This window comes from Streptococcus sp. CL6.35 (genome assembly GCF_049737915.1).
In the GTDB taxonomy this organism is placed as follows: Bacteria; Bacillota; Bacilli; order Lactobacillales; family Streptococcaceae; genus Streptococcus.
Window position 1 is genome coordinate 150,983 of the sequence record NZ_JBKOTU010000002.1, and the last position, 13,723, is coordinate 164,705.

General features: G+C 41.1%; 15 protein-coding genes and 1 pseudogene. All 16 read left to right on the top strand.

The features are described 5' to 3' along the window. Positions 1-50 precede the first annotated feature (50 nt). Complete coding sequence (locus ACLNCP_RS03335; RefSeq protein ID WP_045612409.1) at positions 51-266, top strand: hypothetical protein; 216 nt, start codon at positions 51-53, stop codon at positions 264-266. Positions 267-370: 104 nt separating this feature from the next. After that, positions 371-1,054: a tRNA (adenosine(37)-N6)-threonylcarbamoyltransferase complex dimerization subunit type 1 TsaB gene (gene tsaB, locus ACLNCP_RS03340; RefSeq protein ID WP_000865703.1), complete on the top strand. Its 684-nt coding sequence runs from the start codon at positions 371-373 to the stop codon at positions 1,052-1,054. Further along, a complete protein-coding gene (gene rimI / locus ACLNCP_RS03345; protein ID WP_060627385.1) occupies positions 1,051-1,488 on the top strand; it encodes a ribosomal protein S18-alanine N-acetyltransferase in 438 nt (145 codons plus the stop codon). The genes tsaB and rimI overlap by 4 nt, the downstream gene beginning before the upstream one ends. Continuing rightward, complete coding sequence (gene tsaD, locus ACLNCP_RS03350) at positions 1,478-2,488, top strand: tRNA (adenosine(37)-N6)-threonylcarbamoyltransferase complex transferase subunit TsaD (protein WP_424844026.1); 1,011 nt, start codon at positions 1,478-1,480, stop codon at positions 2,486-2,488. Before rimI ends, tsaD begins: the two co-directional genes overlap by 11 nt. A gap of 103 nt (positions 2,489-2,591) precedes the next feature. Then, on the top strand, positions 2,592-3,455 hold the full coding sequence (locus ACLNCP_RS03355; protein ID WP_424844027.1) for an XRE/MutR family transcriptional regulator: 864 nt from the start codon (positions 2,592-2,594) through the stop codon (positions 3,453-3,455). 115 nt (positions 3,456-3,570) lie between these two features. Then, entirely contained in the window at positions 3,571-4,236 is a 666-nt protein-coding gene (locus ACLNCP_RS03360) for a lysostaphin resistance A-like protein (protein ID WP_424844028.1), read from the top strand. A gap of 374 nt (positions 4,237-4,610) precedes the next feature. Beyond that, positions 4,611-5,306, top strand: a complete 696-nt coding sequence (locus ACLNCP_RS03365; RefSeq protein ID WP_000659739.1) for an AzlC family ABC transporter permease — start codon at positions 4,611-4,613, stop codon at positions 5,304-5,306. Next, positions 5,296-5,619 (top strand): AzlD domain-containing protein, encoded by a 324-nt coding sequence (locus ACLNCP_RS03370; protein ID WP_424844029.1) that lies wholly within the window; start codon positions 5,296-5,298, stop codon positions 5,617-5,619. The genes ACLNCP_RS03365 and ACLNCP_RS03370 overlap by 11 nt, the downstream gene beginning before the upstream one ends. 209 nt (positions 5,620-5,828) lie before the next feature. Then, positions 5,829-6,659 (top strand): amino acid ABC transporter substrate-binding protein, encoded by an 831-nt coding sequence (locus ACLNCP_RS03375; protein ID WP_424844030.1) that lies wholly within the window; start codon positions 5,829-5,831, stop codon positions 6,657-6,659. Between the two features lie 153 nt (positions 6,660-6,812). Next, complete coding sequence (locus ACLNCP_RS03380) at positions 6,813-7,667, top strand: MetQ/NlpA family ABC transporter substrate-binding protein (protein WP_049531962.1); 855 nt, start codon at positions 6,813-6,815, stop codon at positions 7,665-7,667. A 96-nt stretch (positions 7,668-7,763) separates the two neighbouring features. Further along, positions 7,764-9,137, top strand: coding sequence for a M20 family metallopeptidase (locus tag ACLNCP_RS03385; RefSeq protein WP_000231807.1), 1,374 nt, complete (start codon positions 7,764-7,766; stop codon positions 9,135-9,137). After that, the gene (locus ACLNCP_RS03390) at positions 9,130-10,191 is read left to right on the top strand and encodes a methionine ABC transporter ATP-binding protein (RefSeq protein ID WP_070480074.1); all 1,062 of its coding nucleotides are present in this window, start codon (positions 9,130-9,132) and stop codon (positions 10,189-10,191) included. The genes ACLNCP_RS03385 and ACLNCP_RS03390 overlap by 8 nt, the downstream gene beginning before the upstream one ends. 1 nt (position 10,192) lies before the next feature. After that, the gene (locus ACLNCP_RS03395) at positions 10,193-10,885 is read left to right on the top strand and encodes a methionine ABC transporter permease (RefSeq protein ID WP_000444647.1); all 693 of its coding nucleotides are present in this window, start codon (positions 10,193-10,195) and stop codon (positions 10,883-10,885) included. A 129-nt stretch (positions 10,886-11,014) separates the two neighbouring features. Continuing rightward, positions 11,015-11,884 (top strand): helix-turn-helix domain-containing protein, encoded by an 870-nt coding sequence (locus ACLNCP_RS03400; protein ID WP_125443286.1) that lies wholly within the window; start codon positions 11,015-11,017, stop codon positions 11,882-11,884. A gap of 185 nt (positions 11,885-12,069) precedes the next feature. After that, positions 12,070-13,314 (top strand): transporter, encoded by a 1,245-nt coding sequence (locus ACLNCP_RS03405; RefSeq protein ID WP_125443287.1) that lies wholly within the window; start codon positions 12,070-12,072, stop codon positions 13,312-13,314. Between the two features lie 16 nt (positions 13,315-13,330). Beyond that, positions 13,331-13,721 (top strand): annotated as a pseudogene (locus ACLNCP_RS03410) (hypothetical protein); the annotation flags it as partial. Positions 13,722-13,723 lie beyond the last annotated feature (2 nt).

Consider the following 13,723-nt stretch of genomic DNA (forward strand, 5'->3'; position numbering starts at 1 on the left):
TTATCGTTTGTCATAATTCCATATAGTTTTTAAGTCAAGGAGGTTGCCCTATGTATAACTTATTTGCTTTTGCTATCGGAGTTCGCTTGGTAGCTTTTATTGCTTTTGTTGCTTGCGTTTATGCGGGGAATCTTCTATTTGCCAAACTGGAACGACGACAAACCAAGTTCTTGTGGAAAATTACTTTTGTGACTCTCTACTCGCTTTTTCTCCTCCTCGTAACCTATGTCGTTTGGTTTGTATTTTACTTTGGATTAAATGCTTAGATGCCCTGCTCATGCTGGGGCATTTTTGTTTGGGGGTAAAGAAAATTCCCATGTGCCAGCTTTTGTAGTATAATAGTAAGCAGACAAAAAGATAGGAATGTGTTATGAAAGTATTAGCTTTTGATACGTCCAGCAAGGCTCTTTCTCTCGCTATTTTAGAGGACAAGCAGGTTCTTGCCGAGACGACTATTAATATTAAGAAGAATCACAGTATTACCCTCATGCCAGCCATTGATTTTTTGATGGCAAGTTTGGATTGGACGCCCAAGGATTTGGACCGAATCGTGGTGGCGGAAGGGCCAGGTAGCTACACAGGTTTGCGAATTGCGGTAGCAACTGCTAAGACACTTGCTCATACTCTGAACATTGAGTTGGTTGGTATGTCTAGCCTCTTGGCTTTGGTGCCCTACCAACAAGAAGGTTTGTTCGTTCCTTTGATGGATGCGCGTCGCAACAATGTTTATGCAGGATTTTATGAAAATGCTAAGTCTGTCATGCCAGAAGCGCACTTACCCTTTGAGCGAGTGATTGAGTTAATCAAGGGGGCTAGTCAGGTTACCTTTGTCGGAGAAGTTGCCCCCTTTGTGGAGCAGATTCAAGAACACTTGCCAAGGACTAATTACAAAGAAACCCTGCCAAATGCAGCTAATCTTGCTCTTTTGGCTTGGGACAAGGAAGCAGACTCCTTGCATGATTTTGTGCCGAATTACCTCAAACGAGTCGAGGCAGAGGAAAACTGGCTTAAGAACCACACTGAGTCTGGCGAGTCTTACATTAAACGCCTATGATAGAAATCAAACGAATCCAACAGCAGCCTGACTTGTCTCAAGCCATCTACGCTGTCATGGCAGCTGTTTACCCAGTCAGTCCTTGGACGCTGGAACAAATCCAAGCAGACCTGTCCCAAGACCAGACTTGGTATGCTCTGGCTTATGATGGGGCAGAAGTGATTGGATTTCTAGCTGTACAGGAAAATATCTTTGAGGCAGAAGTCCTGCAAATTGCTGTTAAAGGAGCCTATCAGGGTCAGGGAATTGCCTCGGCCTTGTTTGCGACATTGCCGGCAGATAAGGAGATTTTCCTCGAAGTCAGAAAGTCAAATCAACGAGCGCAAGCATTTTACAAGAAAGAAAAGATGGCGGTCATCGCTGAGCGAAAGGCCTACTACCATGACCCAGTCGAGGACGCCATCATCATGAAGAGAGAAATAGATGAAGGATAGATATATTTTAGCATTTGAAACATCCTGTGATGAGACCAGTGTTGCCGTCTTGAAAAACGACGATGAGCTCTTGTCCAATGTCATTGCTAGTCAAATTGAGAGTCACAAACGTTTTGGGGGCGTAGTGCCTGAAGTAGCCAGTCGTCACCATGTCGAGGTTATTACAGCCTGCATCGAGGAGGCACTAGCAGAAGCAGGAATTACCGAAAACGATGTGACAGCTGTGGCGGTTACCTATGGACCGGGCTTGGTCGGAGCCTTACTAGTTGGTTTGTCAGCTGCTAAGGCCTTTGCTTGGGCTCACGGACTTCCGCTGATCCCTGTTAATCACATGGCTGGCCACCTCATGGCCGCTCAGAGTGTGGAGCCTTTGGAGTTTCCCTTGCTAGCCCTCTTGGTTAGCGGTGGTCACACAGAGTTGGTTTATGTTTCGGAGGCTGGTGATTACAAGATTGTTGGGGAAACGCGAGATGACGCGGTTGGTGAGGCTTATGATAAGGTCGGCCGTGTCATGGGCTTGACCTATCCTGCAGGTCGGGAGATCGATGAACTTGCTCATCAGGGGCAGGATGTGTATGATTTCCCTCGTGCCATGATTAAGGAGGATAATCTGGAGTTTTCATTCTCAGGTTTGAAGTCTGCCTTTATCAATCTTCACCACAATGCCGAGCAAAAAGGAGAAAGCTTGTCCACAGAGGATTTGTGTGCGTCCTTCCAAGCGGCAGTTATGGACATTCTCATGGCAAAAACTAAGAAGGCTTTGGAGAAATACCCTGTTAAAACCCTTGTCGTGGCAGGTGGCGTGGCAGCCAATAAAGGTCTCAGAGAACGCCTAGCGGCCGAAATCACAGATGTCAAGGTCATCATCCCACCACTGCGTCTTTGCGGAGACAATGCAGGCATGATTGCCTATGCCAGCGTCAGCGAGTGGAACAAAGAAAACTTTGCAAACTTGGACCTCAATGCCAAACCAAGTCTTGCCTTTGATACTATGGAATAAAGAGTCAGCTTAAGGCTGTCTTTTTTGCTCGCTAAAGTGTCAGAATATTTTGACAAATAAATATAAATAATGATATACTATATAAAAAAGAGGAGGTGGTGAGATGATTGAGAGAATGGAATTGGGAGAATTTTACAAGGAATTGCGCTTGGCTAGAAAGCTCAAGCAGTCAGATGTGGCTTGTGCTGGACTAACAGCTTCTCAGTTGTCTAAGTTTGAACTAGGGCAGTCTATGCTGTCTGCGGATAAGCTCATATTAGCTATCCAAGGGATTAATATGAATTTTGATGAGTTTGGGTACAAGCTCAACAACTATCAAGAATCTCCACATATGCGAATTGGTAGAAGGGTTGTGGATTGCTTTGCCCATCAAGATATAGCTGGTTTAGAGCAACTATTAGAGGAGGTCAAGCAAGAACAGATGGCAGAGACCTATCGTCGTTTGAATGCTATTGTAATCAAAGATGCCATCCATTCCTTAGATAAAAGCTATCCGCTAGCAGAGGAGGATAGCGAATTTTTGACCACCTACCTCTATGCTATTGAGTCTTGGACCTGGTTTGAACTCTATCTCTTTTGCAATACCATGCCCTTCTTGAGCAACCAAGATTTGATATTTTTATCAACCTCGTTACTTGAAAAATCCAAGGAATTTAAAGAGTTGGTACATAATAGACTGTATATGAAAAGTGGATTTCTGAATATTATATCAGAACTCATGGAGCGTAAACTTTTCTCTTATATCCCAATTTTTGAAGCTGAGCTAGAGAGCATGCTTCGTCCATACGATGTTTTTGAAAAAGTATTGTGGCAGTTTTTAAAGAAAATGAAGATTTTCCTTCAAACCAAAGGAAGCAATCAAAAAGAGATTGAATACTTTATCCAATCTCTGCAAGTATTAGAAAATTCACAATTGATAGCCCTTTTTGAATTGCGTTTGAAGCAATACAAAGAACTTATTGAGTAGTCAACAATCGCAAATCTGAAATTTCTATAAGAAAAAATATCAAATATGCGATTTACTAAAATGTGGTGATTTCCGTGTTATACTATAATTATTTCATAGTATAGGAGAAAATAGAATGAAAAAGATAATCTCACGCTACTACTTTATTATAGTAATTCTACTAGTTATTGCTGACCAGAAGTTCAGTGGTCTAGTTTTACGCAGCGACCTTGTTACTGGTCTATCTGACTTTGCATATTATCTGTCGGATATGATGTTGAACTTTCTTGTGGTTCTGTTTGCTCTTATTGCTATGATTTGGTCGGGGAAATGGCAACAAATCAACAGTAGAAAGTTTAAAGGATCCTATCTTTTCTATTCCTTCCTAGCTCTGCTTGCTTTTGTTGTTTGGAATTTTGTCACCTTTTTTCTTTTCCCACCTACTCGAAATGAAATTTCTTATCAACATGCTGCTCCTACTTTTACAGGAGCTACGGCATTTTTGATGTATTTTTTCTATCCTGTGATTGCAGGTCCCATTTTTGAAGACATGATTTATCGTGGATTAGTGATGACTGCTCTGGAAAAAGGGAAGAAGTGGGGACTGGATGTGCTTGGCTCAGCTATATTATTTGGAATTTTGCACATTAGTAATCACGGTTGGGTTTTGACAGACTTTTTCGTATATATGGGTGGCGGTCTCATATTTGCAGTCTTGTTTAGAGTGACAAAGTCCATTTATTGGCCTATTGGGCTACATATAGTCTACAATGGCATTGGTCAAATTTTACCGTTGCTGTAATTTCATTTGCTTAGTAATATTTTAGGAGGAGTGTTCTTAGGCATTCTTTCCATCCAGTTTATTTCTTTACTGATCGATCTTACTTTTTAATCGCATTTCTAGGTATCCTTTTCATAAAAATGATCTTAGTTTTAGTAACTATTGCTACCAACTTTGTTTTATTGCTATTTCTTCTAGTTGCCTTTTCATGTTCTTTGATATTCGTGAAAGTATCTAGCGGAAAATTTGTATAATATATGTTTGAGACTGGATTGCCAGTCTTTTATGATGGCCACAATCAGCAGACTTTTTTCTCTTTCCTGAATGTGTTATAATAGTCCATGCTATGGCTGGAGCCTTTTCAGCCCATTTATTAAGACAATATGAGGAGAAAAATGAAAGAAAAAGGATTTTGGGAAGGGGCGCAGGCGGCCATGCCAACGGCCCTTGGTTATGTCAGTATCGGGCTGGCCTGTGGAATTATTGGTGCGCCCTATGTGACACCTGTTGAGATGGGCTTGATGAGCCTCTTTGTTTATGCTGGGAGTGCCCAGTTTGCCATGCTGGCACTGATTGCGGTTCAAGCACCTGTGGCTGCCATTGCCATGACGGTCTTTTTGATTAATTTGCGTCTCTTTTTGTTGAGCTTGCACGCATCGACTTATTTCCGTCATACCAGTCTCTGGCAAAATATCGGTATGTCTAGTCTTTTGACGGATGAGACTTATGGCGTTTTGATGGGCGAGTTAGCCCATGCAGACAAGGTCAATCCTATGTGGATGCACGGAAACAATCTCAACAGCTATGTGGCTTGGTTTGTGGGAACAGTTGTCGGAACGGCTCTGGGTGGTCTGCTGCCAAATCCAGAAATCTTTGGCTTGGATTTTGCCCTGGTTGGGATGTTCATCGGAATTTTTGCTTCGCAATTCCAGATTATGCAAAGACGAATTCCTGTCCGCAATCTGCTCATTATCCTAGCAGTTGTTGCGGTGTCCTTCTTTTTGCTCTTGACAGTGGTGTCTCAGTCACTAGCTGTTCTGTTTGCGACCTTGCTAGGTTGTACAATGGGGGTGGTTTTAGATGGTCAGTAAGTATCTTTTATTAGCAGTTATTTTCTCTGGTCTTGTGACTTGGATTCCCCGTATGATTCCCTTCATCTTGGTCAAGTATAACGGCCTGCCTGCGATCGTTGAGCGTTTTTTGAAGTTCTTGCCCGTCTCTATTATCTTTGCCTTGATTCTTTCAAGCGTAGTGACAGGTAAGGTCGGTAGTCTTCCTCAAATCAAATGGCTGGACTTCTTAGCAGTCTTTCCAACGGCTTGGGTAGCCTTTCGCTACCGCAATCTAGTCGGAACAGTTCTCTTTGGAGTGGTCTTAATTGCACTCTTGCGTTTGGTCTTTTAATACTCTTCGAAAATCAAATTCAAACCACGTCAGCGTCGCCTTACCGTACTCAAGTACAGCTTGCGGCTAGCTTCCTAGTTTGCTCTTTGATTTTCATTGAGTATAAATCAGCCATAAAGAAAACCTATCACAGAGATAGATATCATATAATGGCGTAAATGCTCTTTTTCTGTTAAGATTATAAGGTATTCTATTTTGGAGGAAATGACATGAAAAAAATCGTTAAATACTCATCTCTTGCTGCCTTAGGACTTGTTGCTGCAGGTGTGCTAGCAGCTTGCTCAGGTGGTGCTAAGAAAGAAGGAGAAGCAGCTAGCAAGAAAGAAATTATCGTTGCAACCAATGCTACACCAAAACCATTCAACTATGAAGAAAATGGCGAATTGACTGGTTACGAAATTGAAGTGGTTCGCGCTATCTTTAAAGATTCTGACAAGTATGATGTCAAGTTTGAGAAGACTGAGTGGTCAGGTGTCTTTGCGGGTCTTGACGCTGACCGTTACCAAATGGCCGTTAACAACATCAGCTACACTAAAGAACGTGCAGAAAAATACCTTTATGCAGCTCCAACTGCTAAAAACCCTAACGTTCTTGTAGTGAAAAAAGACGACTCTAGCATCAAATCGCTTGATGATATCGGTGGAAAATCAACAGAAGTTGTTCAAGGGACAACATCTGCTAAACAGTTGGAAGACTACAACAAACAACACTCAGATAATCCAACTGTCCTTAACTACACTAGAGCAGACTTCCAACAAATCATGGGACGCTTGAGCGATGGCCAGTTTGACTACAAGATTTTTGATAAAATCGGTGTTGAAACAGTCATCAAGAACCAAGGTTTGGACAACTTGAAAGTTATCGAACTTCCAAGCGATCAACAACCTTACGTTTACCCACTTCTTGCTAAAGGTCAAGATGAGTTGAAAACATTTGTAGACAAACGTATCCAAGAACTCTACAAAGACGGAACGCTTGAAAAATTGTCTAAACAATTCTTTGGAGACACTTATCTACCAGCAGAAGCTGATATTAAATAATTTCTTGAAATCATCCATTCTGAATAAGATGGGTGATTTCTCAGTTTTTAGGGATATAGTTTTAAACTATATATCTGACTATCTAATAACAATTTGTGAAATCAAATAAATTGTGAGATACTAGTACGGTATTATTTTTAAGGAGAAAGAATCATGAAAATCAAAAAATGGCTTGGTGTAGCAGCCCTTGCTACAGTCGCAGGTTTGGCTCTTGTCGCTTGCGGAAACTCAGAAAAGAAAGCAGACAATGCAACAACTATCAAAATCGCAACTGTTAACCGTAGCGGTTCTGAAGAAAAACGTTGGGACAAAATCCAAGAATTGGTTAAAAAAGACGGTATCACTTTGGAATTTACAGAGTTCACAGACTACTCACAACCAAACAAGGCAACTGCTGACGGCGAAGTAGATTTGAACGCTTTCCAACACTATAACTTCTTGAACAACTGGAACAAAGAAAATGGGAAAGACCTTGTAGCGATTGCAGATACGTACATCTCTCCAATCCGCCTTTACTCAGGTTTGAATGGAAGTGACAACAAGTACACTAAAGTAGAAGACATCCCAGCAAACGGAGAAATTGCTGTACCGAACGATGCTACAAACGAAAGCCGTGCGCTTTACTTGCTTCAATCAGCTGGCTTGATTAAATTGGATGTTTCTGGAACTGCCCTTGCAACAGTTGCCAACATCAAAGAAAATCCAAAGAACTTGAAAATCACTGAATTGGACGCTAGCCAAACAGCTCGTTCATTGTCATCAGTTGACGCTGCCGTTGTAAACAATACCTTCGTTACAGAAGCAAAATTGGACTACAAGAAAGCACTTTTCAAAGAACAAGCTGATGAAAATTCAAAACAATGGTACAACATCATCGTTGCGAAAAAAGATTGGGAAACATCACCTAAGGCTGATGCTATCAAGAAAGTGATCGCAGCTTACCACACAGATGACGTGAAAAAAGTTATCGAAGAAACATCAGACGGTTTGGATCAACCAGTTTGGTAATAAGAAACAGGGAGGTGGGAGAGAAAATTCCACCTCTTGCTTTTGTATAGAGCATGGATTGTCAGGAAGAGTAGTTCATAGAAAGGTAGAGAGAATATGGTTTTTCCTAGCGAACAAGAACAGATTGAAAAATTTGAAAAGGATCATGTGGCCCAGCATTATTTTGAGGTTTTGCGTACCTTGATTTCTAAGAAGTCAGTCTTTGCCCAGCAGGTTGGACTTAAGGAAGTTGCCAACTATCTGGGTGAGATTTTCAAGCGTGTGGGGGCTGAAGTGGAGATTGATGAGACTTATACGGCGCCTTTTGTTATGGCACATTTCAAGAGTTCGCGTCCAGATGCCAAGACCCTAATTTTCTATAACCACTATGACACTGTGCCAGCGGACGGGGATCAGGTCTGGACAGAGGATCCCTTTACGCTTTCGGTGCGCAATGGCTTCATGTATGGGCGTGGGGTTGATGATGATAAGGGGCATATCACAGCTCGTTTGAGTGCTTTGAGAAAATACATGCAGCACCACGATGACCTGCCTGTCAACATCAGTTTTATCATGGAGGGAGCGGAGGAATCGGCTTCGACAGACCTGGATAAGTATCTGGAAAAACATGCGGATAAACTCCGTGGTGCAGATTTGTTGGTCTGGGAACAAGGAACCAAAAATGCTTTGGAACAGCTGGAAATTTCTGGTGGAAATAAAGGAATTGTGACCTTTGATGCCAAGGTAAAAAGTGCGGATGTGGATATCCACTCTAGTTATGGTGGGGTTGTGGAGTCAGCTCCCTGGTACCTCCTTCAAGCCCTACAGTCTCTTCGTGCAGCAGATGGTCGTATCTTGGTTGAAGGTTTGTACGAAGAAGTTCAAGAACCAAATGAACGAGAATTGGCCTTGGTGGATACCTATGCTCAACGCAATCCAGGGGAAATCAGCCAGATTTATGGTTTGGAATTGCCTCTTTTACAAGAGGACCGCGCAGCCTTTCTAAAACGATTCTTTTTTGAGCCAGCCCTTAATATCGAAGGGATTCAGTCAGGCTACCAAGGACAAGGGGTTAAAACGATTTTGCCTGCAGAAGCTAGTGCTAAGTTAGAAGTTCGTTTGGTTCCTGGTCTAGAACCGCATGATGTTCTGGAAAAAATTCGGAAACAGCTAGACAAAAATGGCTTTGATAAGGTAGAATTATACTATACCTTGGGAGAGATGAGCTATCGAAGCGATATGAGCGCGCCAGCCATTCTCAATGTAATCGAGTTGGCTAAGAAATTCTATCCACAGGGCGTTTCAGTCTTGCCGACTACAGCTGGGACAGGGCCTATGCATACAGTCTTTGATGCCCTAGAGGTGCCAATGGTGGCCTTCGGTTTAGGAAATGCCAATAGTCGAGACCACGGTGGAGATGAGAACGTGCGAATCGCCGATTATTACACCCATATTGAATTAGTAGAGGAGCTGATTAGAAGCTATGAGTAGAGATATTATCAAGTTAGATCAGATCGATGTGACTTTTCATCAGAAGAAGAGAACCATCACAGCGGTCAAGGATGTGACTATTCACATCCAAGAAGGGGATATCTACGGAATCGTTGGATATTCTGGAGCAGGGAAATCAACCCTTGTACGGGTGATTAATCTCTTGCAAAAACCATCTGCAGGGAAAATCACCATTGACGATGATGTGATTTTTGATGGCAAGGTGACTTTGACGGCAGAACAGTTGCGTCGTAAACGTCAAGATATTGGGATGATTTTCCAGCATTTTAACCTGATGAGCCAAAAGACAGCAGAGGAGAATGTAGTCTTTGCCCTCAAACATTCTGGACTCAGCAAGGAAGAAAAGAAGGCTAAAGTAGCCAAGTTGTTGGACTTGGTTGGCTTGGCAGACCGTGCTGAAAACTACCCTTCACAACTATCTGGAGGGCAAAAACAGCGTGTAGCCATTGCGCGTGCCTTGGCAAATGATCCAAAAATCTTGATTTCAGATGAGTCAACTTCTGCCCTTGATCCTAAGACAACCAAGCAGATTTTGGCCTTGTTGCAAGATTTGAACCAAAAATTAGGCTTGACTGTTGTCTTGATTACGCATGAAATGCAGATTGTCAAAGACATTGCCAATCGTGTGGCAGTCATGCAGGATGGGCATTTGATTGAAGAGGGCAGCGTCCTTGAAATCTTCTCAGATCCTAAACAGCCTTTGACTCAAGACTTTATCTCAACAGCCACAGGCATTGATGAAGCTATGGTCAAAATTGAGAAGCAAGAAATCGTGGAACATCTGTCAGAAAACAGTCTCTTGGTGCAGCTCAAGTATGCGGGTGCTTCAACAGACGAGCCACTTTTGAATGAATTGTACAAGCATTACCAAGTAACAGCTAATATCCTCTATGGAAATATCGAAATCCTCGATGGTACTCCTGTTGGAGAATTGGTGGTGGTCTTGTCAGGTGAAAAAGCAGCGTTGGCAGGTGCCCAAGAAGCCATTCGTCAAGCAGGCGTACAGCTAAAAGTATTGAAGGGAGGACAGTAAGATGGAATCATTGATTCAAACCTATTTGCCAAATGTCTATAAGATGGGCTGGGCTGGTCAGGCAGGCTGGGGAACAGCCATCTACCTAACCCTCTATATGACAGTTCTTTCCTTCATCATCGGAGGTTTCTTGGGTCTAGTGGCGGGTCTTTTCCTTGTCTTGACAGCGCCGGGTGGTGTCTTGGAAAATAAGGTCGTCTTCTGGATTTTAGACAAGATTACCTCTATTTTCCGTGCGGTGCCATTTATCATTCTCTTGGCAGTCTTGTCACCCTTCTCACACCTAATCGTAGGGACAAGTATCGGGCCAAATGCGGCTATTGTACCCCTATCTTTTGCGGTCTTTGCCTTCTTTGCCCGTCAGGTGCAGGTTGTCTTGGCTGAGCTGGATGGCGGTGTCATTGAGGCGGCTCAAGCGAGCGGGGCGACATTCTGGGATATCGTAGGTGTTTATCTATCAGAAGGTCTTCCAGATTTGATTCGTGTGACGACTGTGACCTTGATTTCACTTGTTGGTGAAACAGCCATGGCCGGTGCGGTTGGAGCTGGTGGTATCGGTAACGTAGCCATCGCTTATGGATTTAACCGCTACAATCATGATGTGACCATCTTGGCAACCATCATTATCATTTTGATTATCTTTGCAATCCAATTCTTGGGAGATTTCTTGACCAAGAAATTGAGTCATAAATAAAAAGAGCTGGGCAATTTATACATCATTCATAGGAGTTTGAGGTACAGTCAAGACTTAAAGTTCTCTATACTAGCTACTATCAGTCGTTACTTTTACGAGTTAGAGAGTTAAGAATTGTGGGGAGTCGATATGCAAAATCTGGGAGAAGTTTTTAAAGAATTGAGAAAGAGTCGGAATGTATCCCTACAGGAGGCGACAGGAGGAGAGTTTACTTATTCCATGCTGAGCAAATTTGAGCGTGGAGAAGCAGATTTATCCTCTATGAAATTGATTACTGCCGTAGATAACATCCACTCTGATTTGAATGAATTTATGTACTTGGTACGTGGTTTTTCTCAGAAAAAGGTCCTGGCTTTTCAAGAAAATCTCTGGGATCTATATGACAGAGAAGGGATTGATTCTCTCCAATCCTTGTATGAAGAGACGACTAAAAAGTACAGATCAAGTGCTAAAAAAAGCTATCTCTTACAAATGATTCGTATCAAAAGCCTTCTCGTGTTTTTTGATTCAGAAATAAGGGCAACGGATGAAGAACTGACTTTTCTCTATGACTATTTTTTTACTATTGATATCTGGGGAAATTATGAATTGGAATTATTTTCAACGATTTCTACTTTGTTCCCTCTGTCTCTCTATTTTAAATATTCTAGGGAGATGTTACAAAAGACAGATTTATTAGGCTCCTTACCTAGTAACAAAATTGCTATTGATACCATTTTGATTAATGGACTCTTTAAAGCAATAGAGGAAAAGGATAAATTAAAAGCAGACTATTTTATCTTTCAGATTGAAAAACGAGAATTGCCAGAATCTCAAGCCTATCTTAAAATTATTTATATGATTGCTAAAGGGTATTATGATACTATTTTTAAAGTAGAAAATAAGGGTCTTGAAAAAATCCAGAGAGGCATTACAATCTTACAAGATTTAGAATATATAGATGGTGCAAGATATTATGAAAACTATTTTGCAAATCAGCTCTCAAATGAAGATTTGTAATATATTCTCATTACATCGATTGACGAAAAATAAATAGGCTTGTAGGTGGATTGATAATTAGTAGTTTCTAGGCTCTAGAGTTTCTATTTTCAGAAAAAAATATATTACAAAAAAGTGGGGAGTCCCGCTTTTTTTGTTAGACTGGTTTCAATGAAATACTCTTTGAAATGTGAGAAAGGCCTGTTATGAAACTATTCTTAAGACATCATTTATTTAGGATACTTACCTTATCAAGATTTTTGAGCTCAAGTGGAGCTTATATTTATAATCTGGTATTTATCGTTTATGCTGCGAGTCTACCCTTTAAAAATATAGCTGTATTTATGGCGAATATGATTACGATTTTACCTTTCCTATTTACTTTTTATGTCGGGATTAAGGCGGATCATACTCGGAATAAAGCAGGGACAATTATCTGGGTTGGTTGTGTGCAAAGTCTGCTATTTCTTTTGATTGCTAGTGTGATTCATGACCAGAACTTCGTAACGTTTGCTTTTATCTGTATGGTTAATATCTGTTCGGATATTTTATCAGATTATACAGCAGGCCTGCGTATGCCGATTATCCAGCATAACATTTCGGAAGATAGGCTCTATGAAGCTTATTCCTTTACTCAGTTTGTTTCCTATTTATCAAATCTAGGAGGTCAAGCTTTAGGAGTGTGGTTACTCACAACCAGTCATCAAAATTTTTCTTTTGTTGCAATGGTGAATGCTGGTTTCTTTTTACTATCTTCTCTCATTTTATTCAAAAATAGAAGAGAATTGACGCATTTGTCTGTAAGTGTAGAGGATAAGTCGATTAGTTTACTTCAACAAGTTAAGGCAATCTATGTGGACATGGATGCTATCTTTAGACAGAGAGAAAGTAAATCTTTGTTTAAAATTATTCTTGTTATTTTGGTAATGAATACTTTGGGAGGAGCTGTTGGAGGTATTTATCACTTTTACTTATTAGACCATACTATCTATCATCTCAGCTATGCTCAAGCCCTATTTTTAATTGAATGTGTTAGCTTGGGAGGAGCTATTCTTGGTAGCTTAACTCCCCATGATTATTTTGGGAAATGGTCTTTTTCAAGCTTGTTATCGCTCAATGCAATTCTGTTTGTCTTGCTGGCTACTGCTAATATTTTAGATTTCTCTCCTCTAGTAGGTGTTGCCTGCTTAGCCTTTGTCATGTATTTGATGTCGAAATCAATGCCTAAATTAGATACTTTGTTACTGTCTAATTTGAGTGCGGATGTATTAGCTAGGAGTAATAATCTCTTGAGTATGATTTTTTCCCTAACATTACCCTTGGGAATGTCTGTATTTTCATTCTTAGCTTTACAAGATATCAGGCTTTGTTGGTGGGTGTTTTTAGTAGTGAGTGTGATAGGGTTGATTTTATCCCTAGAAAAAAGAAGTTTTTCAGGTAAAAAATTTTAACCGAGGAAGCCCAGACTTACTAGAAGGCCTTCCAGATTTGATTCGTGTGACGACTGTGATCTTTTTCCCTTGTTGGGGAAACAGCCATGGCGGGGGCAGTTGGAGCTGGTGGTATTGGTAACGTAGCCATCGCTTATGGAGCTATACTCTTCGAAAATTTCTTCAAACTACGTCAGCTTTGCCTTGCCGTAGGTATATGTAACTGACTTCGTCAGTCTTATCTCCAATCTCAAAACAGTGTTTTGAGCAACCTGCGGCTAGCTTCCTAGTTTGCTCTTTGATTTTCATTGAGTATTAACCGCTACAATCACGATGTGACGATTTTGGCAACCATTATTATCATTTTGATTATCTTTGCAATCCAATTCTTGGGAGATTTCTTGACCAAAAAATTGAGTCATAAATAAAA